Here is a 25385-nt window from a genome sequence, read left to right as displayed (position 1 = left end):
CGAGGCCTGCCATCGGCAGGCCCGGACTTCAGAGCAGATATTCATAGATATCCGTCTTCAGAGATCAAACTCTATGAATATTTCCGTCAGGAGCAGCAATCAGTTCGGCCACGGTCATGGCATCGAGCTGGGCACGCTGCCACAGCGGTCGCACCGCCTCGGACGGCTCAAGCAACAGGCTCTGCACCAGAGGCTCGACCCGCGTGGCCTGCGGATCGACCAGCAGCACATAGCGCGGCTCGGTGCTCTCAAGCGACACATAGGCATCGGGCGGCTGTACGGCCCCTACCCAGTCCAGCTTGGCCAGCGCCTGCAGCACGGGTTGAATCTGGGAGGCTTCCACACGCAGGCGCCGCGAAAGCTGGTGCACATACAGGCCCTTGTGCGGCAGCTCGCGCTCCTTGGCCAGGCATTGCAGCACCTCGACGGCCAGCTCGAACTGCCAGCCACGGTGTCCTGTCAGCCGTTCCACCCCGGCAAGCACCGTGGGCAGATAGGCCGTGACCAGAGCCCCCAGCAGCACAATGCTCCAGGCCACATACATCCAGATCAGCAAGATGGGCAGCGTGGCAAACGCGCCGTAGATCACCGAGTAGGTCGGCACGGACGACAGATACAGGCCCAGCACCTTCTTGGCCACTTCCATGAACACGGCCACAAACACGCCCCCCACCAAGGCATGGCGCCAGCGCACAGGCGTGTTGGGCACATAGTGGTAGAGCCCAGCCATGCCGGCGGCCAGCACCACGAACTCTATGGAATCAAAGACAAAGCGCAGGCTGCCGGGCAGCGCATTGACCATGCCCTTGGAGGCCGACATCACATAGGACGACAGCACCAGGCTCAGGCCCAGCAGCAGCGGCCCCAGCGTGATGGCGGCCCAGTAGATCAACACGCGCTGGCCCAGCGGCCTGAGCTGGCGCACGCGCCAGATGTTGTTGAGCGTGCGGTCTATGGTCAGGATCAGCGCAATGGCCGTGACCATCAGTATGGAAAAGCCGACCAGGCCCAGCTGGCTGGCCTTGGAGGCAAACTGCGTGAGATAGCCCAGCACCTGGCGCGCAATGGTCTCGGGAATCAGGCTGTCCATCAGCCAGCGCTCCAGCACCTTCTGCGCCTTGCCAAAGATCGGGAAAGCCGTGAACAAGGCCAGCGCCACGGTAAAAAATGGCACCAGCGCCAGCAGCGATGTGAAAGTAAGACTGCTGGCCGTCACGCCCAGGCGGTCTTCCTTGAAGCGCGCCAGCAGCACCTGGGCCGTGTTGTGCCAGGGGAAGGTACGCAGGCGCTGCTGCGCACGGCGGCTCCTGCGGCGCAAGGCAGTCTTGAGCTCCTGCTGGCTGGGCATCTGGGGCTTGGGGATACGCCCGGCCAGATCCTTGCAGCTGGCCGCCAGCGCCCTGGCCTTGTCGAGTTTGCGGCTGCGCGGGCTCTCGGCAACGCGCTCCGAGCCGCCGTCAGGACTGTCGATCACTCCTGAAACGCAAGCATGCACTGCTTTCTGGTCCTGGGCTGGCGTCGTATTCGGCGTGGAATAGCTGGTCCAGCCCTGAGCTGCCGTGCTGAATGCCGCCGCAGGCGTCGCGGCAGGAGCTGGCACGGGTTCGGGCCGAGCCAGGTCGTTGCCAAGATCGGGCATGGGTTCGAACACTGGCTCCAGCGGCAGGCCCGGACCATCGAGGCTGGGTTCCTGACGCTGCTCGACCTGTCTGGGCTCGGCGGCAACGTTCGCGGCAGCAGTTGTGGCTGTCGACGCCGGTGATACCACACGGTCCCGATCTTCCGTCACCGGCCTGGCTTGCTGCGCCTTGCCTTCCAACGCTGCCCAAAAGCCGGCACGCTCGTTTTTCTTCATGACGGCACTCCTTCACGAACGCAAAAGGAGGACGGGTGCTGCGCAACATCAAGCGCAGAACGCAAAACAAAACGACCGGATTCAAACAGAGCTGGCATGACCGATATGATGCCACTGCTATGACCGACGCCCTCTCGCCCCAAGCCGCCGAAAACACTTCTTCACCAATCCAGCAGCCCGGCTCCGATGTGGCCGCCACGCGCTGGCTGGCCGTGGGCAGCCTGCTGGCACTGATGCTGCTGTGCGTGGCCTGGGAGTTGTGGCTGGCACCGCTGCGCGAGGGCGGCACCTGGCTGTTTCTCAAGGCCCTGCCGCTGGCGTTCGCCGTGATCGGCCTGCTCAAGCGCCGCATGTACACCTATCGCTGGCTCAGTCTGCTGGTCTGGCTGTACTTCACCGAAGGCGTGGTGCGGGCCTGGAGCGATGCCGCGCCCAGCCGCTGGCTGGCGCTGGCAGAGGTGGCGCTGTGCGTGCTGCTCTTCATCGCCTGCGCAGCCCATGTGCGCCTGCGCCAACGTGCCGTCAAGGCGGCCCGGCTCAATCAGGCGTGATGCCTTCGAACTGCGCCAGCGTCCGCACCTGCGCCGCCAGCGCATCGAACAGCAGCTGCGCGGCCGGTGACAGCGCACGGCGCGGGCGCTGAATCAGCAGCGTGCGGCGCAGAATGCGCGGCTCGTCCAGCAGGCGAAAGCCCAGATCGCCCTGCAGACCCAGAGAAGGGTGGCGCGCCGTCAGCGCCGGAACGATGCTGACGCCCAGGCCCAGACTCACGGCCTCGAACAGCAATTGCGGATTGGACAGGCGCAGCGGTGTCTGCAGCAGGTTCTGCGGCATGCCCGGTGCCGAAGCCAGCAGTTGGCTGATGGCGGTATCGGTGGTCAGGCCCACAAAAGCCAGATGGGGCAGCCGGGCCAAATCGGCCGCCGTCAGCCGCCTGGCCTGCAGCAAGGGCTCATCGAGCCTGGCCACCAGCCCCATGGCATCGCTGATCAGCGGCTGGGTCAGCAAATCGCCGCCGGCCGGATGTGCCGCTCCCACGCCGAAATCCACGCTGCCGGCCTGCACGCGCTGGGCAATGCCTTCAGCGCTGTCCTCAATCAGATCCACCTCGATGCCCGGATGCCGGACCCTCAAGGCCGGCAGCACCGGCAGCAGCAGCACGGCCAGCACCGACGGAGCGGCAGCAATGCGCACCTTGCCGCGGCGCAGTGCGGCCAGATCGCCCAGGTTCTGAAAGCCCTGCTCCAGCGTCTCGAAGGCCTGGCGCACATCGAGCAAAAAGGCCTGACCGGCGGCCGTCAACCCCACGGTTCGCGTGGTGCGGTCAAACAGTCGCAGGCCCAGGGCATCTTCTAGCTGGCGAATGGATTCGGACAGGGCCGACTGCGTCAGGCACAGCTCGCGGGCTGCCGGGGCAAACGCGCCCTGGCGCGCCACCTCGTCAAAGGCGCGCAACTGGCGCAGGCTGACATTGTTCGGAAAAACTGGCATAACCAAGCAATTTATTTCGATTGCCCCGTAGTCTGCCATGCTCTACGCTTGCGGCTTCATGGTTTTCCGGCTGCGGCCCTGTGCCTGGCTTAGGATTTCCGACTGTCTCCCCTCTCTGCCGCCGCTGCTGCGGCCTGCTTGTCATGACTTCCACCGCTTTGCTTGAATCCCTGCGCCAGATTGTGGGCGCTCCCCATGTGCTGACCGATGGCGACCTCAGCGCCTACGAACAGGACTGGCGCAAGCGCGTGCACGGCAAGTCCCTGGCCGTGGTGCGCCCCGGAAACACGGCCGAGGTGGCCGGCGTGGTCAAGGCCTGCGCCGCAGCCGGCGTGCAGATCGTGCCCCAGGGCGGCAATACCGGGCTTTCCGTAGGCTCCACCCCCGACGACAGCGGCCGGCAGGTCGTGCTCAGCCTGACGCGCCTGAACGCCGTGCGCCATATCGACAAGGACAATCTGACCTTCACCGTCGAAGCCGGCTGCATTTTGCAGAACCTGCAGGAGCTGGCCGACCAGCAAGGCCTGCTGTTCCCCCTGTCGCTGGCCGCCGAAGGCAGCTGCACGATCGGCGGCAATCTGGGCACCAACGCGGGCGGCACACAGGTGGTGCGCTATGGCAACACCCGCGATCTGTGCCTGGGCCTGGAAGTGGTGACGCCCCAGGGCGAAATCTGGGACGGCCTCAAGGGCCTGCGCAAGGACAACACCGGCTATGACCTGCGCGATCTGTTCATCGGCAGCGAAGGCACGCTGGGCATCATCACCGCCGCCACCATGAAGCTGTTCCCGCAGCCGGCCGCCCAGCTCACGGCCTTTGCCGCCGTGCCCTCCATGGAGGCCGCCGTGCGCCTGCTGGGCCTCGCGCACCAGCACCTGGGTGCGGGACTGACGGGATTTGAAGTCATGGGCCAGTTCGCACTGAGCCTGGTCGTCAAGCACATGCCGCAGCTGCGCGTGCCCTTTGCCGACATGGGCGACGAAGCCCCTTATTGCGTGCTGCTGGAGAACAGCGACAGCGAGTCCGAGCAGCATGCGCGCCTGCGCTTCGAGCACTTGCTGGAGCTGGCCTTTGAGGACGGCTGCGTGGTCAACGCCGTGGTGGCGGAGAGCCTGACCCAGGCCCATGACCTCTGGCATATCCGCGAGAGCATTCCTCTGGCCCAGGCCGAGGAAGGCCTCAACATCAAGCACGATATCTCGGTCGCAGCCTCGCGCATTCCGGCATTTGTCGAGCATGCCGACGCCGTGCTCAAGCGCGAGATTCCCGGCGTGCGTCTGGTCAACTTCGGCCATCTGGGCGACGGCAATCTGCACTACAACGTGCAGGTTCCCGAGGGCGAGGACGGCAAGGCCTTTCTGCGCGACAAGGAGGCCCTGGTCAACCACCTGGTCTACGAGGCCGTGGCCGCCTTCGGCGGCTCGTTCTCGGCCGAACACGGCGTGGGCGCACTCAAGACGGACAAGCTCGAAAAATACCAGTCCCCCGTTGCGCTGCAGATGATGCGCGCCATCAAGAATGCGCTGGACCCCCAGGGCCTCATGAACCCCGGCGTGGTGCTGACGCGCGGCTGATCCTGGCATCGCCGACAAAAAAGCCCTGCATTGCTGTGCAGGGCTTTTTGCATTGACCGGGGCTTTAGCGAGAGGCAACGATATTGCGCAGCATGTTCTCAACCGCGCTGGGCCAGGGGATGTCTGCGCCATCCACATCGGTGAACACGGTCTGCCTGCCCTCGCTGAGCAACCAGACACGCAAGCCGTTGCGCACGGGATCAATCACCACGGCGGCCATTTCCTCGCCCCCTTGGTGCTGGCGATTTCCCATCACATAGAGCAGCCCTGCAGAGGGCTCCAGCGGGCCCAGGGCCTGCAGATTCTTGAGCAGCGTCTCGTACTGACTGCCGCCCATCAGCGTCTTCAGCCGCTGGGCCAGCACGCCGTCCTTCACATAGTCCACGCCGTCCCAGCGGTACTTGCCCTGCAGCGGCTTGAGGCTGTCCAGGCTTGGCTCGCCGTCCTTGGCCACATGGGGAACGCGCACTTCCTCGATGGAGAGCGTGGCCGCCTCCTCGATCTGCGCCGTGGCAGCGGGCTCTTGGGTCTGGGGCATGGCATCGGGCGGGGCGGCTGCAGCCGCAGCAGCCGCTGCCCGGGCATCCGCTGCAGCGGCGGTGGGAGATGGTGCCTTGGTCTTGTCGCAGGCAGCCATCAAGGCCGCAATCGCCAGCGCAACAGCCGCAGTGCTCACAAAATTGCGTGACATGAACTCACTCTCCTTGTTCGGCTCGGTTGTTTTCCATGACATTGTGAAGCCAGCTGCGGCAGATTTGAGACTGACAGGGCCGCAGGATGGGTCATTGACAGCGGGCAACTCGGCATGCTCCGGCCCGTGGCACACTTCGGCTATCGCGGCCCTGCGGGCCCACCCTCTTCAAGAGCTGCGGCACCTTGTGTACGCTGCCAGCACAGCCAGTCTTTGCCAGTCTTTGACCGCTTTTTGCACCATGAACTCCAGCACCAGCACCCTGCGCCCCGTGCGCTGCCAGTACGAAACCTTTATGCGCCATGTGTACGAGCACGGCGCGTCCAAGACCGACCGCACGGGCACGGGCACGCGCAGCGTTTTCGGCTATCAGATGCGCTTCAACCTCAATGAAGGCTTCCCCCTGGTCACCACCAAGAAGGTGCACCTGAAATCCATCATTCTGGAGCTGCTGTGGTTTCTGCGCGGCGACAGCAATGTGAAGTGGCTGCAGGAACGCGGCTGCACCATCTGGGACGAGTGGGCCGACAAGCAAACTGGCGACCTGGGCCCGGTGTATGGCGTGCAATGGCGCAGCTGGCCCAAGGCCGACGGCACGCATGTCGACCAGATTGCCGAAGTCGTCAAGCAGCTCAAGAGCAATCCCGACAGCCGCCGCATCATCGTCAGCGCCTGGAACGTGGCCGAGCTGGACCAGATGGCGCTCATGCCCTGCCACTCCTTCTTCCAGTTCTACGTGGCCGACGGCAAGCTCAGCTGCCAGCTCTACCAGCGCAGCGCCGACATCTTCCTGGGCGTGCCCTTCAACATCGCCAGCTACGCGCTGCTGACCCATATGCTGGCCCAGCAATGCGGCCTGGAGGTGGGCGACTTCATCTGGACCGGCGGCGACTGCCACATCTACAACAATCACTTCGAACAGGTGCAGACCCAGCTGTCGCGACAGCCCTTCGCCTATCCGACGCTGAACATCAGGCGCAAGCCCGACTCCATCTTCGGCTACGAGTACGAAGACTTCGAAGTGCTGGACTATCAGCACCATGCCGGCATCAAGGCGCCTGTGGCGGTCTGAGCTGCACCCCTCCGGATCACTATAAAAATCAAAGCTGCTTGCGCTTGCCATCCTGCGATTTCAAATACTTTCATATCTGAAGTCAATGAATAGCAAGCGCCAGCAGCTTCTTTATTGATAGCTATGGCCATTCAACTCATTTACGCCCGCGCAGCCAACGGCGTCATCGGCAAGGACAACACCATGCCCTGGCATCTGCCCGAAGACATGGCGCATTTCAAGGAACTGACCCGGGGCTGCGCCGTCATCATGGGCCGCAAGACCTGGGACTCGCTGCCGCCGCGCTTTCGTCCCCTGCCGGGCCGCAGCAATATCGTCGTCACCCGCCAGGCCGACTGGCAAGCCGAACCGGCGTCCGATCAGGTCCTGCGCGCCGCCAGCCTGCCAGAAGCGCTGGAACTGGGCCACAAGCTCTCGCAAGACGTCTGGGTCATCGGCGGCGCGCAGATCTATGCCCAGGCTCTGCCGCTGGCCGATGCCGTGGAAGTGACCGAAATCGGCCGCGACTTCGAAGGCGATGCCTTTGCCCCCGAACTGGGCGAGCAGTGGCAAGCCGTGAGCCGCAGCGAGCATGTCTCCGCCAATGGCCTTCCCTACTGCTTTGTGCGCTTCGAGCGCCGGGGCTGACCCTTGTCTCGTGCCGTGCGGGATCGTATCGGCACGGGGCGGCCAGCAGTCCGGCAAGAGACAAAACTCTCTTGCCTTAGCGGTGTTGCGTTGCAACAATTGTCAGCTTCATTGCATGACTGCCGTATGACAATGGCAAGGCAGCCTGCTGCAGCCTGAGCCCTCAAAACCCGCAAGCCTATCGCCCTTCATCATGAGCCTAGTCCAGCCCCTGCCTCCTGGCGCCCTCGATATCGTTGGCGATATCCACGGCGAATACGCCGCGCTGGTGCAATTGCTGGGCCATCTGGGCTACGACCTGCAGGGCAATCACCCCGAAGGACGGCGACTGGTGTTTGTCGGCGACTTCTGCGACCGCGGGCCGGACAGCCCTTCCGTGCTCGCGCTGGTCGGCGCCATGCTGGCCTCGGGCACGGCCCATGCGGTGCTGGGCAACCACGAAATCAATCTGCTGCGCGAAGATGCCAAGGATGGCTCGGGCTGGTTCTTCGACAGCCGCATCGACTCCGACCAGCCCAAGTACGCGCCTTTTGCACGCATGCCGGCCGAGCAGACTCCCGCCATGCTCGAGCGGCTCGGCCAGTTGCCGATCGCACTGGAGCGTGAGGATCTGCGCATTGTTCACGCCGCCTGGAGGCCCGAACAGATCGCCATGATTCGCCAGCTGCCCAGCGGCAGCGCACGCGCCGCCTACGACCACTTCGAGACAATTGCCGAAGAGCAGTCCGTTGCCCAGTGCGTGGCCGAACGCATGCGCCAGGAAGAACTGAGCTGGCCCTACAGCCTGGAAGACTATCGCCACGAGCCCCCCTTTTTGCAAGCGCACAGCGAAAACGAACTCAACAAGGCCATGGTCAACCCTTTGAAGGTGCTGACGGCCGGCGTGGAGCGCGAATGCCGCAACCCCTTTTACGCAGGCGGCAAATGGCGTTTTGTCGAACGCGTGGGCTGGTGGAATGAATATGAAGAAGCGCCCGCCGTCATCGTCGGCCACTACTGGCGCCGCCTGCGCCCGGCCGACGCACCGGCGCATGGCTCGCAGTTTGAAAACCTGTTTGGCGGCACGCCCCCGCTGTCATGGCACGGCCTGCGCGGCAATGTGTTCTGCGTGGACTATTCGGTGGGTGCCCGCTGGCTAGACCGCCTGCGCGGCGACAACCCCGTGCAGCGCAGCAAGCTTGCCGCCATGCGCTGGCCCGAGCGCGTACTGGTCTTTGACGACGGCACACAGGCCATATCGGAAAATTTCGAGCACTCCGTGGTGCTGCGCGATTGAAGCCATCTTCCACGCCTGCCAGCCCTCGCGGCATCAAGACAGCTCTGGCCTAAGCAGCGTCCTGCCACTGCCTGAAGCCAGGTCTGGGCCTCGACCTATTTCGCGGACGGCTGCCGCGCGTGCTGCACCCACTCCTCAAAAGCAGAGCCGTCAGGCAGCACGCAGGTATTTCGATCAGCATCCGCCCCCTTCTCGGTGCGCAGCACGCCGCCTTGCTTTTTGCAGTTGGCTTCCGAGGGGTTGCCAAAATTGACCGAGACCGACTGCGCGCAGCCACCGGCTGCCGCCACGACGATCATCATCCCTGCCAGGCTTGAAGCATGTTTCATGGGCTCAATGTAGCAAAGACCTGCACACCCGCTTGTGAGCAATTTGCTTTTCGAAGGCATCAAGAAAGACCATGTCCCTCCAGAAAGTCCAGCCTCTCGAAGCCCTGAATGGGATCGCTGCAGACAACCTTGTCTGCACCAGATCTTGATCTGCTGCCAGCCCACAGGCTGAACCAGATTTGGATCGTCAAAGCCCCCGTGGACAGCTGGCAGGCTCGCCTGTCGGGTGGTTGGAGAGGTGTCCAGCTCGCGTGAGTTTCGCAGCGAGGAAACATGCCCGAACTCACCATTTGCGTGCACAGCATTGATGCGCCAGGTGCCTATTCTGGTGTACTCCCACTCCTCCATCTGCAGCCCTCGCTATCGACCAGGGCCCTTCTATTCTTAGTCTTTTAGCTGTGAAAGAACTGCTTGAGCCTTTCATAGAGGAAATCATTGAGCAACTTGATGCGCCGGGGGGTGTGTTCGCGCTGGGGAATGAAAACATGCACGTTCAGACGAGGGCCGCTGTAGCCGAGGGGGAGCTCTACCAGCGCTCCGCTGGCTATGAGAGGTCGCGCAAAGTAATCTGTCAGTTGGCCGATGCCTGCCCCCTGCAGCACGAGCTGCCGCTGTACGGCAGGGTCCTGCGTGATGAAGGAGAACGGCGGCTCCAGCATCGTCTGCCGGCGGGCCGATTGAAAGGTCCAGGGCCAGATGCGGTTGGTGCGTGGGTGCCTCAGGCCGATGCAGCAGTGCTGCAGCAGTTCCTGCGGGCTCTTGGGTGTCCCCTTGGCGGCCAGATAAGCAGGCGCGGCGCAGAGCATGTGAGTGAAGCGCCCGACTCTGCGCGCGACCAGCGATACGTTGAGCAGTGGTCCGCCGATCACACCGATGTCCATGCCCAGGTCCACCGTGTCGGGCCAGGGGTTCTGTGTCACGAGTTCGATGCGGATATCGGGATAGCTTTCATTGAACTGTGCCAGCAGTGGCGCCACCAGCAATTGCCCGAGACTCAGGCTTGAGGCCACCTTGATCGAGCCGGTGATGCCGCTTGCGCGGTCGCGCAATTCGCGCTCGCCCTGGTCGATCGACTGAAGACCGACGCGGCAACGCTCATAGAACACACGACCGTCTTCCGTCAATGCCATGCGGCGCGTGGAGCGGTGGAACAGGCGCACGCCCAACCACGATTCGAGCTGTGATATTTGCAGACTCACAGCCTGAGGCGTCAGGTGCAGCGATTGCGCGGCACGGCTGAAATTCTCTGCCTCAGCCACGTTCATGAATGTGGTGATGAGTCTAAGCCTGTCCATGGATTTACAAATTCTGCTTGAAGCTGTTTCAATCTTGCACCCACTGTGACAGCACGCGAGCGCTAAGTAAAGTTCGGCAAACATTCAAAATCGCCGGAGACACACAGATGCCCCACCTGCTTGGACAACTATTACTCCCCCTTTGCCTCGGCCTCGGCGGGGCAGCTTGGGGCGCGGCCGCGCAAACCGGCATGCCCACACATCCGGACAGGCCCATTACCTTGGTCGTCTCGTTCCCGCCAGGAGGGGCTCCCGACCAGATAGCACGCCTGTTGGCGCCCCAGCTTCAAGCGCGCTGGAAAAATCCCGTCATCGTGGTGAACAGGGCGGGAGCGTCGGGCAACCTGGGCAACGACTCCGTAGCCCGCGCCGAGGCCGACGGCCACACCCTGCTGGTGACACCGAATACCTTCACCATGGTCCCTCACGTGTTGCCGGCGGGCGGGCAGCATGCCGATGTCGTCAAGGACTACACTCCGATCGCTCTGCTCTCATCAGCCTCCATGCTGATGCTCGCCAACCCCAGACTCGGTGCAAAAACGGCGGGCGATGTGGCCCGGATGGCGAAGACACAGCCCGACCTGGGCTACGCCACCTCGGGCAATGGGTCTCCCATGCATATCGTGGGCGAGCTGTTCAACAAGGTAGCTCGCGTGCAATTGCGCCATGTGCCCTACAAAGGCACGACACCGGCGATCAACGACGTGCTGGGCAACCACGTGATGCTGACCTTCCTCGGCATGCCTGTTGCCAAGCCCCTGATCGATGCGGGGCGCCTGGTACCGCTGGCCGTGGCAGACAAGGCCCGCAGCTCTTTTCTGCCCAGCTTGCCAACCATGCAGGAACAAGGCTTTGCAGGGGTGGAGGTCGACATTTCCTTCGGCGTCTATGGCCCCCGCAACATGGACCCCACGCTGGCTGACGACATCAACAAGACCTTGCGCGAGATTCTGGCCAAACCCGAGGTCGCAGCCCAGTTCAAAAACCTGTACCAGAGCGTGGAAAACCAGTCACGCAGCGCTTTCGCCGAAAAGACCCGCGCCGACTACAAGCGCTACGGCAAGCTTGTGAAAGAACTTGGCATCACTGCCGACTGAAAGCCGGCCCATGACGAACAAGACTCCCAACGTGCTGCTGATCGTCACCGACCAGCAGCGTGCCGACCACCTGGGCTGCGCGGGCAACGCGCTGCTGCAGACACCAAACATTGACCGCCTGGCCCGCACCGGCGTACGCGCCAGTAACTTTCACGCTGCCAGCACCACCTGCATGTCCAATCGCGCCACGCTGATGACCGGACGGCTGCCGTCGCTGCATGGCGTGGTGCACAACGGCATCAGCCTCTCGCGCGATCACACTACCTTTGTGGAACTGCTGCGTGCAGGAGGCTATGCCACGGCACTCATAGGCAAGTCTCACCTGCAGTCTTTTGGCTATGACGGCCCGGCACGCCGTCGCTGGAGCCATGCTGACCAAGGTGTCGCGCCGCCGCTCGAGCTACTGGACGCACGAAAGCGCCAGCGTGACGGCGACGGGTATTTGAACGAATGGACGCCCGATTGGCGCAGTGGCAAGCGCATGGCGGTGACCACCCCTTACTACGGCTTCGAACATGTGGAGCTGGCTACGTTCCACGGCGACCAGGTCGACGGTGACTATGCCCGCTGGCTGGCCCAACGCCACCCCGCACCCGACAGTCTGCGCGGCCGTGCCAACGCCCTGCCTTCGCCAGGCTACAGCGCGCCGCAGGCATGGCGCACGGCCATGCCCGAGGCACTGTACCCCTCGGCCTGGGTGGGGGAGCGCGGCTGCGATTGGCTCAGAAAGCATGTGCAGGGTTCACCCGGCAAGCCGTTCTTTCTCAACCTGTCCTTTCCCGATCCGCACCATCCGTTCACCCCTCCGGGACGGTTCTGGGATATGTACCAGCCTGAGGACATGCCATTGCCACCCAGCTTCGGCAAGCCCGGCAACTCTCAACTGCTGGTCGACGTTCATCGCTACACCAGAGAGGGAGGCTCCCGCGAGGGTTACGGCGCCTACGCCGTAACCAGCCGTGAATGCCAGGAAACGCTGGCCCTGACCTACGGCATGGTGAGCATGATCGACGAGCAGGTCGGGCAGTTACTCCATACTCTTCAGGAGTTGGGCATAGAGGACGACACCGTCATCATCTTCACCAGCGACCACGGCGACATGATGGGCGACCACGGCATCGTGCTCAAGGGTGCCATGCATTTCAGTGGGCTCACGCGCGTACCCTTCATCTGGAAGGACCCATGCAGCCGGGCCGCTCCTCCAGTCCTGGATCTGCCATCCGGAACCATCGACATTGCCAAGACCGTGCTGGCGCGCTGCGGGCTCGCCCCCTACAACGGGATTCAGGGACTCAATCTGCTGCCCTGGCTGGACGGGCAGTCGCAAACAGTCCCATCGCGCCCTGGTGTCATTGTCGAAAGCGAGCCCGTGGTGCTGCCGCACGGAAGAACGCACCGCTACCGCCTTCGCAGCCTCGTCAACGAAGAATGGCGCCTGACCTTGAGCAACTTGCCCGAGCTGTGCGAGCTCTACGACCTGCACGCCGATCCGCTCGAGCAACACAACCTGTGGCATGAGCGCGCTGCCGAGCGCGGACAGTTGTGTATGCAGCTGCTGATGGAGCTCAGCGAACAGGCTGATTGCTCGCCACTGCCGACGGCTATCGCCTGAGGTGCATGCGAACGCTGGACCGCAATGCTGGAGGAGACCCCGATGAACAAGCAATTTTTCTGTGCCGCTGCATTCCTGTGGGTGGGAGGCACCTGTCATGCCCAAGCAAGCATCACAATCTATGGGCTGCTCGACACCGCTGTCGAGCACATCAACCATGTGGGTGCCACTGGTTCTGGGCTCACGCGCATCCCCAGCAATGCGGGCAACATTCCATCCAGGCTGGGATTTCGTGGCCGTGAAGATTTGGGGGGAGGAATAAGTGCCCAGTTCGTTCTCGAAATGGGCATCGCACCTGATTCGGGCGTCTTGAACCAAGGTGGGCGCGGGTTTGGGCGACAGTCGTTTGTTGGCCTGAACGGCCCCTGGGGTCAGGTTGGCCTTGGCCGGCAGTACACGATGCTGTTTTGGTCGATGCATGACGCCGATGTCATCGGGCCGGGTATGCACAGCATTGCGAACTTCGACAGCTATTTTCCGAATGCACGCGCCGACAACGCCATCTCCTACAAGGGCACATTCTCAGGACTGACCGTTGGCATGACCTACAGCTTTGGGCGCGATACGGTCAATGCTGGCCCTAGCCCCGCCGGCACAAATTGTGCCGGCGAGAGTGGCACCGACAGGAATGCTTGCCGCGAATGGTCGATGTTGCTCAAGTACGACTCCGCCAGTTGGGGGACTGCGCTGGCTCATGACGTGCTCAAGGGGGGCTCAGGTGCATTTGGTGGTCTAAGCCAAAGCAGCATGAGCGACAAGCGCACCATGCTCAACGGTTATGTGAAATTCCACAGAATCAAGGTTGGAGCGGGATTTCTGCGCCGCGACAACGATGGCTACAAGGTCTCCCCCCGCAGCGACCTGTGGTTCGTCGGCCTTTCATATCCCGCAGGGGCATGGACTTTCGACACCCAGTACTACCGGCTCCAGTACAAGTCCAATAGCGACAAAGGCCAGTTCATGGTGCTGCGTGGCATCTACCACTTCTCCAAACGATCCGCCGCCTACGCGTCACTGGGACACATGAAGAACAGCGGCAATGCCACATTCAGCGCTAGCAGCGGCCAGGCTGGCAGCCTGCCGGTCGCCGGAATCAACCAGACAGGCTTCGGCGTCGGTATCCGTCATATGTTTTAGCCAATGGCACTCGCCCAAATACGAGCCTGACGGAGATGCCGAACCAGCCTTGTTGCTGTGACATGGCGCAATCACCTCTCTGGTGCAAGCCGTCAAGGCCCTGGAGCGTGTGCGTAGCCTGATCGCACTCTGGCTGTTACACCGGCACGGCACGTGCGTGTGCATGTGATGCCACATGTGCGACGGCTCAAAGGCATGTTCATCACTCATAGGCTTGCGACTGCAACTTGGCCGCCTTATTCCAAAACGCGCTCGCTCAGCGGGAACTATGTGGCTGATACGATAGAAGGAGCTGAAAGCACGACCATCTTTTGAACACCTTTTTTAGGTAGCTAGCTGGGTAGCTAGAGCTAGGAACCTGAAAATCAGATACGCAACCCATTGAAATCAAGTGGGCTTATATGACAATGAAAATTGCCACCTGGAATGTGAACTCCTTGTCCGTACGACTGCCGCAGGTGCTGGACTGGCTTGCCGCCAACCCCGTCGATGCACTGGGACTGCAGGAGCTCAAGCTCACCGACGACAAGTTCCCGCACATGGCGTTCGAGGAAGCTGGCTACAAGGCAGTCAGCCACGGCCAGAAGACCTATAACGGCGTGGCCTGGATCACGCGCGACACGGGGCGCGATGTGGTGCGCAACATTCCCGGGCTTGACGACGAACAGGCCCGCATCATTGCCACGACCATAGACTCGCCGAACGGCGAAATTCGTCTGATCAACGGCTACTTCGTCAATGGCCAGGAACCTGGCTCGGAAAAATTTGCCTACAAGATGCGCTGGCTGCAGGCGTTGCAAGACTGGGTCAAGGAGCAGATGGCCTTGCATTCGCGCCTGGTGCTGGTGGGGGACTTCAACGTGGCTCCCGAAGATCGCGACTCCTACGACCCCGTCGGCCTCAAGGACACGATCCACCACACGGTGGAGGAACGCGACCATTTCCAGCGCCTGCTGCAGCTGGGCTTGAGCGATGCCTTCCGCATGTTCGAGCAGCCGGAAAAAAGCTACTCCTGGTGGGATTACCGCATGCTGGGCTTTCAGAAGAATCGCGGCCTGCGCATCGACCATATTCTGGTCAGCGAGGCTCTCAAGAGCAAGGTCAGCGCCTGCAGCGTGGACCGCGCTCCACGCAAGAACAAACAGCCCAGCGACCACGCCCCCGTGGTTGTCACACTGGACTGAGGCGGGACGCGGATCAGGCGGCGCCATGGCTCAGCCACTGCAAGGCCTGCAGCTGGCCACGCAACAGCATCACATGGCGTTTGAGCAGCTTGGCGACTTTGACCGGCAAATCCAGCTGAACAGTGTGCTCCGTGCGCTCCAGCCAGGTCTGCAAGCGCCGCAGCACATCCAGCCAGGTTTCGGCCGCCGTCTCCCCCAAGTAGTCAAGCCAGGTCTTGCGCACTCGCTCCAGCAGACCGCCCTCATCCAAGGCCATGGATAGCGGGGCTACCGGAACACCATCAAGCAGCTCCTCCAGTTCGGAAACCAGCTTGTGCGAATCCTGCGAGAAGCGGCGCAGGGCATCGACAGCCATGCTGGAGTCCGCAGTCGTCAAGAACAGTCTGGAGCTTTGCGCAAAACGCCGTCCTGCCTGTAATGCCAGAGCAAGACTGTTCTTCGCCATCTGGCCCAGTACAGCCTCCGCGCAAGGCTTGGACAGGGGTGGAACAATCGCACGGCGCCAGGCTGCCTTGACGGCAGCTCTGACCTGAGACCAGTCCAGCAGACTGCCCCCGCAATGCCGCGACCAATGCTGGCGCAACTCGGCCTCCAGGGATTCGAAACTCCTGCTCCTCCCCGAAGCCGTCTGCCGAGCCCGATATCTGCCGGCCTGCCAGCCCAGCAGATAGGCGGGGTAATACTGATCAAAGCTACGCCCCGGGACAAAGTAAGGCTCGCACATATAGCGCTCGTGCCAGAAGGCCTCCTCGGCCTCCGGCATCTGCAGCAATGGCGACAAGGCGTTCGCATCCCGCGGGAAAGACTCCGGTGCAGGCGGGAAAGAGATGGGTAAAGGCAAGGCAGACAACGCAAACAGTCCAATCAACAAGAGGCCTGTTGATTTTTATCCCTGCGCCATCTGCCTCATGTCGTCAACCGTGATTGCACCATGTAGGACGGATAAAACCCACCGCGAAAGCGAGTGACCACTGCACTGCTTCAGTCGAAATTCTCGTTTTCCAGCCCCAGCTCCTGCAGCTTCCGGGTGATGGTGTTGCGGCCAATCCCCAGCCGGCTGGCAGCCTCGACTCTACGACCATGCGTGGCTGCCAGGGCCGTTCGCAGCAACTGAGCCTCGAACTGATGGGACAGCTGATCCCATACATCGTGGTGGCCTTGCGACAAAAGCTCCTCGGCCTGCTTGCCCAACCCTTCCAGCCAGCCGCCATCGGTCAATGCCGGAGCTTCGGTCAAAGGCGTTGCCGCAGTGCCTGGCACGGACATGGATGCCGCCTCAGGCAGATTTGCCCTAGACTGGTCCAGGCCCACACCACTGCTCAATGCGCCGGCAAAGACTGCTGTGCTCACCGGTGCAGAGCTGCCCAGCACTTCGGGCGGCAAGTCCTTGAGTGCAATCTGCTGGGCCGGAGCCATGACGGTCAACCAGTGGCAGATGTTTTCCAGCTGGCGCACATTGCCCGGGAAGTTGAAGGCCTGCAGGCGGCTCATGGCGGCCGTGCTCATGCGTTTGGGCTCAACCCCCAGCTGACGCGCGCTTTGCTGCAGGAAATGCTGGGTCAGCATGGGCACGTCTTCCTTGCGCTCGCGCAATGCAGGCAGGCGCAGACGGATCACATTCAGGCGATGGAACAAGTCCTCGCGGAAAGCTCCGTCCTTGACGCGCAGCTCCAGATCCTGGTGCGTCGCCGCAATCACACGCACATGGGCCTTGACGGCCTGATGTCCGCCAACCCGGTAGAAATGACCGTCGGAGAGCACCCGCAGCAGACGCGTCTGCAGCTCGAACGGCATGTCTCCGATTTCATCGAGAAACAGCGTACCGCCTTCGGCCTGCTCGAAACGCCCCCTGCGCTGGGTCTGCGCGCCGGTAAAGGCGCCGCGCTCGTGGCCGAACAGCTCGGACTCCAGCAGATCTTTCGGAATGGCTGCGGTATTGATGGCCACAAACGGTCCGCCGGCAACCGGAGAATGCTTGTGCAGTGCCCGTGCCACCAGCTCCTTGCCGGCACCGGACTCCCCGGTGATCAGCACCGTGACATGACTCTGGCTCAGTCTGCCGATGGCGCGAAACACGTCCTGCATGGCAGGTGCCTGACCCAGCATTTCCGCCTGCACCGGAGCCTGCACATCGGCCACCTCCTCGCGCTGGCTTTCCTCGACTGCGCGCCGGATCAACTCCACGGCCTTGGGTACGTCGAAGGGCTTGGGCAGATACTCGAAGGCCCCACGCTGGAACGCCGAGACGGCACTGTCCAGATCGGAATAGGCCGTCATGATGATCATGGGCAGTCCGGGCTGCTGCGCCCTGACCTGCTCCAGCAGCTCAAGGCCCGAGCCGCCGGGCATGCGTATATCGCTGACCAGCACCTGTGGAGCCTGACGCTCGGGATCGCTGTTGTCCACATCAGCCAGGGCCTTGAGCACATCACGCGGCTGGGTAAAGCTGCGAATGGGCCAGCCTTCACGCCCTAATGCCTTTTCAAGCACAAAGCGGATGGAAGGGTCGTCGTCCACAATCCAGATTGGCTTCATTCGTGCAACATCCTTCCCTTCTTCTGCATATTGATAATGTCAGGCTTTATGGCAGCGGTATCAGGATTCGGAAATCCGTCCTCCCCGGCTGGCTCTCGCACTCGATCAGGCCATGGTGACGCTGCACAAAGGTCTGAGCCAGCGTCAGCCCCAGGCCGGATCCGCCGTCTCTGCCGGAGACCAAAGGATAGAAAATCCGCTCCTTGATGGCATCTGGCACGCCTGACCCGTTGTCGATTACATGCAATTCCAGTGCCAATCTGTAGCGCTCGCGCCCCAGAGTGACCTGTCTGGCCACACGCGTCTTCAGAATGATCTCGGCATCGCCCTCTGCAATGCGCCGCCCCAGCGCCTGTGCCGCGTTCTGAACGATATTGAGCAGAGCCTGTATCAGCTGTGCGCTGTCGCCTCTGAACTCGGGAATGGAAATGTCATAGTCGCGCGTGATCTTGAGCCCCTGAGGATGCTCGACCAGCACCAGCGAACGCACGCGCTCGCAGACCTCGTGGATGTTGACGTCGCCCACCTCATGCGGGTGGCGATGCGGAGCCAGCAATCTGTCCACCAGCGCCTGCAGGCGATCGGCCTCGTGAATGATGACCGTGGTGTATTCCAACAACTCGGGCGTGACCAGATCCATCTGCAGCAACTGGGCCGCGCCGCGAATGCCGCCCAGCGGATTCTTGATCTCGTGCGCCAGATTGCGGATCAGTTCCTTGTTCGCCAGCGCCTGCTCTCGGATGCGCTCCTCGCGATCCTGACGGGCCTGCTGCTCCAGCGGCCACATCTCCACCATGACATGACCGGCCTTCTCGGCCAGCGAAACTGCTGCGTGAATCGGCAAGGGCTCCTGCCCCAGGCGCAGCAGGCTGGCCTCGAAGCGCAGCGCAGCAAAGTCGTTGGAACGGGCGCCGCTGAGCGCCTTGTCCAGCAAGGCTGGCTCGGCAAAGCAGGTGGCGAAGTCACTGCCCACCATGATGCGGCGCGACTGGCCCAGGGCGTTTTCCAGCGCCGCGTTGACGAAGCGCACCATGCCGTACTCGTCAAGCACGGCAATCAGGGTGCAAAGCCAGTCCAGCGACTGGTAGCCGTGAGCATTGGCCTGATCCGGATCAGGCCTGGAGATATCGGGGAGCGGGGCTGCAGTGGAACTCATTCGATAGACCAAAAATGACCAGCCCCAGGGGCCGGATTAATTGACCGCAGGCAGCCGGTCCAGCTCTCGCCTGATGCCTGCGATATCACTTTCCTGGCGTGTGATATCGGCCTTGAGCTTGGCCACCCGCTCCGGGTAGCCCTGAGGGTTGCGCAACTCCAGCGCCGTGCGCACGGGGTTGCCATCGTTGTACTCCGCCTTCAGCTCGGCCAGTCTGGCCTGGGCCTTGTTCAGCTCGCCTTGTAGGATGGCTCGTGCATCGGAGTCACGCGCTTTCTGCGCGGCACTGTCGCTGCGGGCCGGGGCCGGCGCGCTCGATGCAGAGCTACTTGCCGGCTTGGGCTTGGCCGCAGCCGCAGCGGCATTTCCACCCGAGGGCCTGGTGCCGTGAATCACCGTCACGCCACTGCCATCGACCGGCTTGCACCCTTTGGCCTTGGCCTGCGAAACATTGTTGGTGTACTCATTGCCGCAGCGGTAGATCACATCCTGGGCAGAAACCAGCCCGGATGCAAGACACAGCAACGACAACACATAAAACTTCTTCATTCGGTCCTCTCAGGCAGACGGCGGCCGCAAGTCCGCAATACCCTGAGTATCGCTCCAAGCCCGCGGCTTTTATTGACTACTTGACCGCCACCAACCCGTTTGGTTCCTTTGCTGCCATGCCCGCCGCAGCGGGCGCTCAATAAAAAAGGCGGCTTGCGCCGCCTTTTTTGACCTCTGCTTTACAGCGAGAAGTACATATCGTATTCGACAGGGTGCACCGACTGGCGATAGCGAGTCACTTCGCCCATCTTCAGCTCGATGTAGGCATCCAGCATGCTGTCGGAGAACACACCGCCCTTGGTCAGGAACGCACGGTCGGCGTCCAGGGCTTCCAGAGCCTGATCCAGGCTGTGGCAGACGGTAGGCACCAGCTTGTCTTCCTCGGGAGGCAGGTGGTAGAGATCCTTGGTCGCGGCTTCGCCGGGATGGATCTTGTTTTCCACGCCGTCCAGGCCGGCCATCAGCAGAGCTGCGAAACCCAGGTAGGGGTTCATCAGAGGATCGGGGAAGCGGGCTTCCACGCGACGAGCCTTTGGATTGCTGACGTAAGGAATACGGATGGAGGCCGAGCGATTCTTGGCCGAGTAGGCCAGCTTCACGGGCGCTTCGAAGCCGGGAACCAGACGCTTGTAGCTGTTGGTGCCGGGGTTGGTGATGGCGTTCAGCGCACGAGCATGCTTGATGATGCCGCCGATGTAGTACAGGGCGAAGTCGGACAGGCCGGCATAGCCGTCGCCGGCAAACAGGTTCTTGCCATCCTTCCACACGGACTGGTGCACGTGCATGCCGGAGCCGTTATCGCCAGCGTAGGGCTTGGGCATGAAGGTTGCCGTCTTGCCGTAGGTGTTGGCCACGTTCCAGATGATGTACTTCTGCAGCTGTGTCCAGTCGGCACGCTCGACCAGGGTCGAGAAGCGTGTGCCGATTTCGTTCTGACCGGCGCCGGCCACTTCATGGTGGAACACTTCGACAGGGATGCCGACCGCTTCCAGCAGCAGCGACATCTCTGCACGCATGTCCTGAGTGCTGTCGACAGGAGGAACGGGGAAGTAGCCACCCTTGACGCGAGGACGGTGACCACGGTTACCGGTTTCGAACTTGGTGCCGGTGTTCCAGGGAGCCTCGTATTCTTCGATTTCGAAGAAGGGGTTGTGAGGCTCTGTCCCCCAGCGCACGCCGTCGAAGATGAAGAATTCGGGTTCGGGACCGAAGTAAGCGGTATCGCCCAGGCCGGAAGCCTTCAGATAGGCTTCGGCACGCTTGGCGATGGAGCGGGGATCGCGGTCGTAGGCCTTGCCATCACCGGGTTCGATCACATCGCACTGCAGAATCAGTGTGGTTTCTTCGAAGAAGGGATCGATATTGGCAGTGTTGGGATCGGGAACCAGCTGCATGTCCGAGGCTTCGATACCCTTCCAGCCGGCAACGGAAGAACCGTCGAAAGCATGGCCCGAGGCGAACTTGTCCTCGTCGAAGTGCGACACGGGCACGGTCACGTGCTGTTCCTTGCCGCGGGTATCGGTAAAGCGCAGGTCCACGAACTTGACCTCGTTATCCTGCACCATCTGCATCACGTCTGCAACGGTCTTCGCCATTAGATCTCTCCTGCCAACTTTGGCTGATCAAATAAAGAATGAATAGTATCTAGCAGTTTGCGTGCCAACTCGAACTCGGCGCCTCACAACAACATCTGCGCACCGAAACCGAGCCTTGGTGTAAAGATATTCGGCACAAGACATAAGCACTTACCAGAGCTGTATCTGCAAACTGCACCAAACAGACGCGCATTGTCTCACTGCCAGAGCAAGCCTCACAACTGCACCATCTTGGTGAATAAAAATGCACCAAGATGGTGCATTTTTGAAATAAGATTGTTTTTGGTGCATGACGCCTGATTCGCCCTGCTACAGACGCTTATCAGCGAGCCACCGAAGCTGCACCATCCGAATCACCTGCACCAGGTGCAAACGGGACCTGCGGGTCGGCAGCACTTGGGATGGTCTGCGCCCTCATTTGCTCCAGCGCCGCCAGGCAGAAGTGAGCGAACCACAGTGCAGAGAAGGCAAACACCAGCGCATAAATCCAGATCGCAATCGGAACCAGAATCCAGAAAGCGGCCAGGAACAGCAGCCCGGAAATCCAGACCACACCAGGTGCTGCGCCCAGATAGCCGCAGATCACCCCCATCAGAATGAGCGACATGCGGTGACGGGCAAACAGGGCCCGGCGCTCGTCCTTGCTGGCATGCTCGGACAAGGCGTCAAATGCCATGACCCTATAGGTAAGCCAGCCCCAGATCAAAGGCGCCACCACCAGCATCAGCGGCGGGAACACCCATAGCGGCAGAGTGACAAACAAGGCCAGCAGCGCAATCAACGTGGAGCCGCCCGACCAGACTAGGCTGGCCACGGTAGAGCCGCCATGCTTTTTCTCCAGCCCGACAAAGCGTTTCTCGGCCACCAGCTGCGTCAGCACAGGCGCCATGAACAGGCCCACCAGCAGCAAAACCAGCACCACGAGTACAGGCATTGCTCCCAACACAACAAAAATGGAAGCCACCACCTCCGAGGCATACCCAAGGCCCAGCCCTTGCAGCCATAGCCACAAGGAATGCAGCCAGCCCACCCCATCAAGCAGGCTTTGCACCTTGAGGACCGCATCGGCCCAGAAGAAGTAACCAAGAAGCCAGGCCATCAAGGCCATGGCCAGCAGCGGCAAGAGTGACCAGACAATGACCCGCTTATGCAGGCAATACGCCATGGCACGCCAAAAAGAGTCGAGTAGCAAGCTCATGCTGGCAAGCATACTCAAGGATTGACTTATGCGCGACCCATCAATCGCAGGACAGCCAGCCACTGCTGCGCCCAGAAGCCACGGCCATAGTCGCGCAATTGACCTTTTGCATTCGCTTGCACCTGATCGCGAATACCCGTGGGGTCATAGCGCAGATCAAAGTTGGCCGTGCCAAACAATATGTCCCACCAAGGCAGCAATACGCCGAAATTGTTGCCATGCACCTTCTTGTTGCGCACGGGCGCCATGGGTTCGTGGCCGATACCGATGGCGTGGTGGCGGCGGTGAAAGCGTGGACTGATCCACAGGCGCTCGCCCAGCTGGCCAAACCAGATGCGCACGTTGGCATGCTGAAAGCTCTCGCTGAGCTGGGTCAGGGCCACGATGGCCACGAACTGCCCCGGAGCCACGCCAATCAGCTGTGCCACCAGCACGATGATGGCGTCATGGATCACGTCGTCTAGCAGGTGATTGCGGTTGTCGCTCCACACCGTCATCTGGCGCTGCGAGTGGTGCACGGCATGCAGCTTCCACCACCAGGTAAAACCGTGTTGGCCTCGATGAATCCAGTACTCGACCAGATCGAAGACGACCAGATACATCAACAGGCTGACCCAGGCATTGTCCGTCACGCCCGGCCAAAGGTCGTCAAGGTGAAAGCCCGGCAAGCCCCAGACATGAAGCTGGCCCATGAGCGAATTCCACAGCGGCTCCGTCGTGAAGAACAAGGCCAGCCTGAACAGTCCCAACCGATGAATCAGCGTATAGAGGATGTCCACACGAATCGCCTGACGGTCCATCACGGGCTCGACCGGCCTCCAGCGCTGCAGCGGCACGATCACCGCGACCATGACCGCTATCTGTAGCAAGCCCACCAGCAGCCAGCCTGTGGCCGTGTAGCCATCTTCAAGCAGGTTCGCCATGCCGAAATGGAACAGAAACGGCTGAACCACGCCTTCAAACAAGCGTTGCTGCGCCTCTCCAAACATCTGAACCAACCAATCCACAACTCACTCCTCTTGCAGCACTCAGCGGTGCTGCGCAATCCAGCCCTGGTACGCCGGATGCTCGGCCAGCGTACGAAAGCAAAAACCCTTATCCAGCAGACCGACGATCAGAGGCTCCAGCACCGCCGGGGCCCAGGGATCCTGGCGCGACCAGATGCCGAGGTGGGCCAGCAAGATATCGCCGCCACCTATGTTTTTGAGTGCCTGGGCCAGCAAGCGTTCATTCGGATATTTGTCGCTGGGCAGCTCGTCGCCCAGAAAGCCTGCCGGCGCCCAGCCCACATGCTGAAAGCCACCCTGCTGCGCTGCGGCAATCAGCGCGGGCGATGTCTTGCCGCCCGGCGCCCGATACAGCGGCAAGGTCTTGCGACCCGTGATCTGCGCCAGCCTCTGAGCGGAGCGGGCAATCTCCTGGCGGTATTCATCGGCAGATACCACAAAGCTCTGACCGGCTCTGGGCCCGGCCGAGGGCTTGACCTTGAAGTGCGTGACCTGACCCGAGGCCTTGTCGCGGATATCGGCCAGCCAGTACATATGGTCGAAGGTATGGGATGCGAGCTGGTGACCTTCATCGGCACGCGCCTTCCACCAGGGCGCCCAGAAGTCGCCCAGACTGCTGCTCCCCTCCTTCGTGGCCTCATTGGCCGCAAAGAATGTGACGGGAACCTTGTGCTTTTGCAGCACCTGGGCGACAAGCTGGGCTATGCCCATATGCCCGGTGTCGAAGGTCAGGTAGACCGCCTTGGAGCAAACGCCTGAAGCCATCTTCTTTGCAGCTTCGGCAGCAAAGGCTGGAACGGCAGACAGGCCGCCGACCAGCGAGCCGAGCATGAAACAACGTCTTTGCATCCACCCTCCTTGAGGTGGTCAACACGGAGACCAAGCCATCCCTGCCGTTTCGATGCAGCAGGGACAAGCACCTTAGCGCGCGGCGTGGGACAGCGTCCAGACACCGTGAGGCGACTTGCCCACATTGACCTGATTGACCACCTTCTTCTCCACCGTGTCGATCACCGACAGCTTGCGCGCCCAGCGCGAGGCCACGAAGATGTAGCGGCCGTCGGCCGAGACATCCATGCAGTCGGGGCCGCCAGGCGCCGGGTAATTGGCAATGACCTGGCTGCTGACCATATCGATCTTGCTGATGGTATTAGCCACGCGATTGCTCACGTACAGATGGCGGTCATCGCCAGCAGCGCGGAAGGCATGGGCGCCGGCTGCCGTCTTGATCTGACCCAGGCTGCGTGGTTCGGGACCGGTGATGTCGAACACTTCGACACCATCGCCGCCCGTCAGGCCGACAAACAGCTTTTTGCCGTCAGGGCTGCCATAGACGTCCGCAGGCATGGGGCCGGTGGGCACTCGGGCCTTGATGGTCTGGGTGGCGATATCGATGGCCACCAGGGCGTCGCTGTCCTGCATGGTGGAGTACAGCGTCTTGCTCTGCGCGTCGATGAACAAATGGCTGGGCGTCTTGCCGGTGGAGACGCGCTTGACCAGGGTCGGCGTCTGCGTGGCCGCATCCCAGCGGTAAAAATCGATGTGGTTGAGGCGGTTGGCTGCCGTGACGAACCACTTCATATCCGGCGAAAAGCGCAGGTGGTATGGGTCCACGATATCGCGGATCACGCGCTGCACGGCACCCGTGCGCGGATCCACCAGAGTCAGCGAATCGCCCAGCGCATTGGCCACCACCAGCGACTTCTCGTCTGGCGTCAGATACAGGTGATGAGGCTCCTTGCCCGTGGGAATGCGCGACTGCTCCTTCCAGGTCTGCGGATCGATCACGCTGATGGATGCATCCAGGGAATTGAGCACAAAGATGGGCGTTGGGCCTTGCACTGCACGCGCTGCCTGCGCGGGCTTGACAGCGGCGGGCGACACAGGTGCACCGGTTGCAACTGCCGCCGCGGGCGCGACCACAGGAGTGGCAGCGACCGCCGGAGCGGCTGCCTTGGCAGACTTGAAACCGGGCAAGGCCGAAGCCCCCAACCATGCCGCGGCGCCCACGCCCACGACCAATGCCACAGCAGCGCCAGTGCGCCCAATAGAAAGACGTCCCACAACCACCACCTTCTCAGAATCCATGCAGTGTAGCTGCGCCA

General features: G+C 61.9%; 23 protein-coding genes. 9 read left to right on the top strand and 14 right to left on the bottom strand.

The genetic code is table 11. From position 1 onward, the window contains the following. Positions 1-64 precede the first annotated feature (64 nt). Positions 65-1348, bottom strand: a complete 1284-nt coding sequence (locus FSY45_RS16560) for a YhjD/YihY/BrkB family envelope integrity protein (RefSeq protein ID WP_223305608.1) — start codon at positions 1346-1348, stop codon at positions 65-67. Between the two features lie 542 nt (positions 1349-1890). Between FSY45_RS16560 and FSY45_RS16555 the strand changes: the two genes are divergently transcribed. Further along, positions 1891-2406: a DUF2069 domain-containing protein gene (locus FSY45_RS16555; protein ID WP_003063757.1), complete on the top strand. Its 516-nt coding sequence runs from the start codon at positions 1891-1893 to the stop codon at positions 2404-2406. Here the strand turns inward: FSY45_RS16555 and FSY45_RS16550 are convergent. Next, the gene (locus FSY45_RS16550) at positions 2393-3346 is read right to left on the bottom strand and encodes a LysR family transcriptional regulator (RefSeq protein ID WP_003063758.1); all 954 of its coding nucleotides are present in this window, start codon (positions 3344-3346) and stop codon (positions 2393-2395) included. The two genes, FSY45_RS16555 and FSY45_RS16550, sit on opposite strands and share 14 nt — an antisense overlap. Before the next feature lie 143 nt (positions 3347-3489). Here FSY45_RS16550 and FSY45_RS16545 point away from each other — a divergent pair, with 143 nt between their 5' ends. Next, positions 3490-4920: an FAD-binding oxidoreductase gene (locus FSY45_RS16545; RefSeq protein WP_046460352.1), complete on the top strand. Its 1431-nt coding sequence runs from the start codon at positions 3490-3492 to the stop codon at positions 4918-4920. Between the two features lie 64 nt (positions 4921-4984). On the opposite strand, the gene FSY45_RS16540 is transcribed toward FSY45_RS16545, so the two are convergent. Further along, positions 4985-5611, bottom strand: a complete 627-nt coding sequence (locus FSY45_RS16540) for a hypothetical protein (protein ID WP_003063760.1) — start codon at positions 5609-5611, stop codon at positions 4985-4987. A 241-nt stretch (positions 5612-5852) separates the two neighbouring features. Between FSY45_RS16540 and FSY45_RS16535 the strand changes: the two genes are divergently transcribed. The 3 genes from FSY45_RS16535 to FSY45_RS16525 all read left to right on the top strand — a co-directional run bounded on the left by FSY45_RS16535 (position 5853) and on the right by FSY45_RS16525 (position 8586). After that, positions 5853-6683 (top strand): thymidylate synthase, encoded by an 831-nt coding sequence (locus tag FSY45_RS16535; protein ID WP_046460353.1) that lies wholly within the window; start codon positions 5853-5855, stop codon positions 6681-6683. A 123-nt stretch (positions 6684-6806) separates the two neighbouring features. Next, a complete protein-coding gene (locus tag FSY45_RS16530; RefSeq protein WP_034359311.1) occupies positions 6807-7310 on the top strand; it encodes a dihydrofolate reductase in 504 nt (167 codons plus the stop codon). 193 nt (positions 7311-7503) lie between these two features. Further along, positions 7504-8586 carry a metallophosphoesterase gene (locus FSY45_RS16525; RefSeq protein WP_003063763.1) on the top strand — a complete coding sequence of 361 codons (1083 nt, stop codon included), beginning with the start codon at positions 7504-7506 and terminating at the stop codon, positions 8584-8586. A 95-nt stretch (positions 8587-8681) separates the two neighbouring features. Here FSY45_RS16525 and FSY45_RS28270 read toward each other — a convergent pair whose 3' ends face one another. Continuing rightward, complete coding sequence (locus FSY45_RS28270) at positions 8682-9263, bottom strand: DUF333 domain-containing protein (protein ID WP_223305603.1); 582 nt, start codon at positions 9261-9263, stop codon at positions 8682-8684. A gap of 44 nt (positions 9264-9307) precedes the next feature. Then, positions 9308-10210, bottom strand: a complete 903-nt coding sequence (locus tag FSY45_RS16515; protein ID WP_046460355.1) for a LysR family transcriptional regulator — start codon at positions 10208-10210, stop codon at positions 9308-9310. Positions 10211-10401: 191 nt separating this feature from the next. Between FSY45_RS16515 and FSY45_RS16510 the strand changes: the two genes are divergently transcribed. From FSY45_RS16510 to xth, 4 genes are all read left to right on the top strand, one after another. Next, positions 10402-11307, top strand: coding sequence for a tripartite tricarboxylate transporter substrate binding protein (locus FSY45_RS16510; protein WP_223305605.1), 906 nt, complete (start codon positions 10402-10404; stop codon positions 11305-11307). A 10-nt stretch (positions 11308-11317) separates the two neighbouring features. After that, the gene (locus tag FSY45_RS16505) at positions 11318-12919 is read left to right on the top strand and encodes a sulfatase (RefSeq protein ID WP_003063768.1); all 1602 of its coding nucleotides are present in this window, start codon (positions 11318-11320) and stop codon (positions 12917-12919) included. Between the two features lie 42 nt (positions 12920-12961). After that, positions 12962-14056, top strand: a complete 1095-nt coding sequence (locus FSY45_RS16500) for a porin (protein WP_046460357.1) — start codon at positions 12962-12964, stop codon at positions 14054-14056. Between the two features lie 407 nt (positions 14057-14463). Next, positions 14464-15240, top strand: coding sequence for an exodeoxyribonuclease III (gene xth, locus FSY45_RS16495; protein ID WP_046460358.1), 777 nt, complete (start codon positions 14464-14466; stop codon positions 15238-15240). A 13-nt stretch (positions 15241-15253) separates the two neighbouring features. Here the strand turns inward: xth and FSY45_RS16490 are convergent, their stop codons facing one another. The 9 genes from FSY45_RS16490 to FSY45_RS16450 all read right to left on the bottom strand — a co-directional run bounded on the left by FSY45_RS16490 (position 15254) and on the right by FSY45_RS16450 (position 25368). Then, the gene (locus tag FSY45_RS16490; RefSeq protein ID WP_223305606.1) at positions 15254-16021 is read right to left on the bottom strand and encodes a hypothetical protein; all 768 of its coding nucleotides are present in this window, start codon (positions 16019-16021) and stop codon (positions 15254-15256) included. A gap of 200 nt (positions 16022-16221) precedes the next feature. After that, positions 16222-17775, bottom strand: a complete 1554-nt coding sequence (gene ntrC / locus FSY45_RS16485; RefSeq protein ID WP_046460359.1) for a nitrogen regulation protein NR(I) — start codon at positions 17773-17775, stop codon at positions 16222-16224. Positions 17776-17821: 46 nt separating this feature from the next. Then, positions 17822-18931: a nitrogen regulation protein NR(II) gene (glnL, locus tag FSY45_RS16480; RefSeq protein WP_003063778.1), complete on the bottom strand. Its 1110-nt coding sequence runs from the start codon at positions 18929-18931 to the stop codon at positions 17822-17824. A 36-nt stretch (positions 18932-18967) separates the two neighbouring features. After that, positions 18968-19480: a hypothetical protein gene (locus FSY45_RS16475; RefSeq protein WP_003063780.1), complete on the bottom strand. Its 513-nt coding sequence runs from the start codon at positions 19478-19480 to the stop codon at positions 18968-18970. Between the two features lie 179 nt (positions 19481-19659). After that, positions 19660-21075: a type I glutamate--ammonia ligase gene (gene glnA, locus FSY45_RS16470; RefSeq protein ID WP_003063782.1), complete on the bottom strand. Its 1416-nt coding sequence runs from the start codon at positions 21073-21075 to the stop codon at positions 19660-19662. Positions 21076-21397: 322 nt separating this feature from the next. Then, a complete protein-coding gene (locus FSY45_RS16465) occupies positions 21398-22285 on the bottom strand; it encodes an EI24 domain-containing protein (RefSeq protein WP_046460360.1) in 888 nt (295 codons plus the stop codon). 14 nt (positions 22286-22299) lie between these two features. Then, complete coding sequence (locus FSY45_RS16460) at positions 22300-23280, bottom strand: sterol desaturase family protein (RefSeq protein ID WP_046460361.1); 981 nt, start codon at positions 23278-23280, stop codon at positions 22300-22302. 21 nt (positions 23281-23301) lie between these two features. Continuing rightward, the gene (locus FSY45_RS16455) at positions 23302-24129 is read right to left on the bottom strand and encodes a polysaccharide deacetylase family protein (protein WP_080944375.1); all 828 of its coding nucleotides are present in this window, start codon (positions 24127-24129) and stop codon (positions 23302-23304) included. Between the two features lie 72 nt (positions 24130-24201). Then, the gene (locus FSY45_RS16450; protein WP_046460362.1) at positions 24202-25368 is read right to left on the bottom strand and encodes a YncE family protein; all 1167 of its coding nucleotides are present in this window, start codon (positions 25366-25368) and stop codon (positions 24202-24204) included. Between the last annotated feature and the right edge of the window lie 17 nt (positions 25369-25385).

Origin of the sequence: Comamonas sp. Z1 (assembly GCF_008121555.1) — a bacterium.
GTDB lineage: Bacteria > Pseudomonadota > Gammaproteobacteria > Burkholderiales > Burkholderiaceae_C > Comamonas > Comamonas thiooxydans.
The sequence above is the reverse complement of the archived record's forward strand: the minus strand, read 5'-3'. Positions and strand labels throughout refer to the sequence as shown.

What these genes read in the sequence shown, in the direction of transcription:
- FSY45_RS16560 (WP_223305608.1), bottom strand. Translation starts at nt 1,348, where the DNA reads ATGCCCAGCCAGCAGGAGCTCAAGACTGCCTTGCGCCGCAGGAGCCGC.
- FSY45_RS16550 (WP_003063758.1), bottom strand. Translation starts at nt 3,346, where the DNA reads ATGCCAGTTTTTCCGAACAATGTCAGCCTGCGCCAGTTGCGCGCCTTT.
- FSY45_RS16545 (WP_046460352.1), top strand. Translation starts at nt 3,490, where the DNA reads ATGACTTCCACCGCTTTGCTTGAATCCCTGCGCCAGATTGTGGGCGCT.
- FSY45_RS16540 (WP_003063760.1), bottom strand. Translation starts at nt 5,611, where the DNA reads ATGTCACGCAATTTTGTGAGCACTGCGGCTGTTGCGCTGGCGATTGCG.
- FSY45_RS16535 (WP_046460353.1), top strand. Translation starts at nt 5,853, where the DNA reads ATGAACTCCAGCACCAGCACCCTGCGCCCCGTGCGCTGCCAGTACGAA.
- FSY45_RS16530 (WP_034359311.1), top strand. Translation starts at nt 6,807, where the DNA reads ATGGCCATTCAACTCATTTACGCCCGCGCAGCCAACGGCGTCATCGGC.
- FSY45_RS16525 (WP_003063763.1), top strand. Translation starts at nt 7,504, where the DNA reads ATGAGCCTAGTCCAGCCCCTGCCTCCTGGCGCCCTCGATATCGTTGGC.
- FSY45_RS28270 (WP_223305603.1), bottom strand. Translation starts at nt 9,263, where the DNA reads ATGGAGGAGTGGGAGTACACCAGAATAGGCACCTGGCGCATCAATGCT.
- FSY45_RS16515 (WP_046460355.1), bottom strand. Translation starts at nt 10,210, where the DNA reads ATGGACAGGCTTAGACTCATCACCACATTCATGAACGTGGCTGAGGCA.
- FSY45_RS16510 (WP_223305605.1), top strand. Translation starts at nt 10,402, where the DNA reads ATGCCCACACATCCGGACAGGCCCATTACCTTGGTCGTCTCGTTCCCG.
- FSY45_RS16505 (WP_003063768.1), top strand. Translation starts at nt 11,318, where the DNA reads ATGACGAACAAGACTCCCAACGTGCTGCTGATCGTCACCGACCAGCAG.
- FSY45_RS16500 (WP_046460357.1), top strand. Translation starts at nt 12,962, where the DNA reads ATGAACAAGCAATTTTTCTGTGCCGCTGCATTCCTGTGGGTGGGAGGC.
- xth (WP_046460358.1), top strand. Translation starts at nt 14,464, where the DNA reads ATGAAAATTGCCACCTGGAATGTGAACTCCTTGTCCGTACGACTGCCG.
- ntrC (WP_046460359.1), bottom strand. Translation starts at nt 17,775, where the DNA reads ATGAAGCCAATCTGGATTGTGGACGACGACCCTTCCATCCGCTTTGTG.
- glnL (WP_003063778.1), bottom strand. Translation starts at nt 18,931, where the DNA reads ATGAGTTCCACTGCAGCCCCGCTCCCCGATATCTCCAGGCCTGATCCG.
- FSY45_RS16475 (WP_003063780.1), bottom strand. Translation starts at nt 19,480, where the DNA reads ATGAAGAAGTTTTATGTGTTGTCGTTGCTGTGTCTTGCATCCGGGCTG.
- glnA (WP_003063782.1), bottom strand. Translation starts at nt 21,075, where the DNA reads ATGGCGAAGACCGTTGCAGACGTGATGCAGATGGTGCAGGATAACGAG.
- FSY45_RS16465 (WP_046460360.1), bottom strand. Translation starts at nt 22,285, where the DNA reads ATGCTTGCCAGCATGAGCTTGCTACTCGACTCTTTTTGGCGTGCCATG.
- FSY45_RS16455 (WP_080944375.1), bottom strand. Translation starts at nt 24,129, where the DNA reads ATGCAAAGACGTTGTTTCATGCTCGGCTCGCTGGTCGGCGGCCTGTCT.
- FSY45_RS16450 (WP_046460362.1), bottom strand. Translation starts at nt 25,368, where the DNA reads ATGGATTCTGAGAAGGTGGTGGTTGTGGGACGTCTTTCTATTGGGCGC.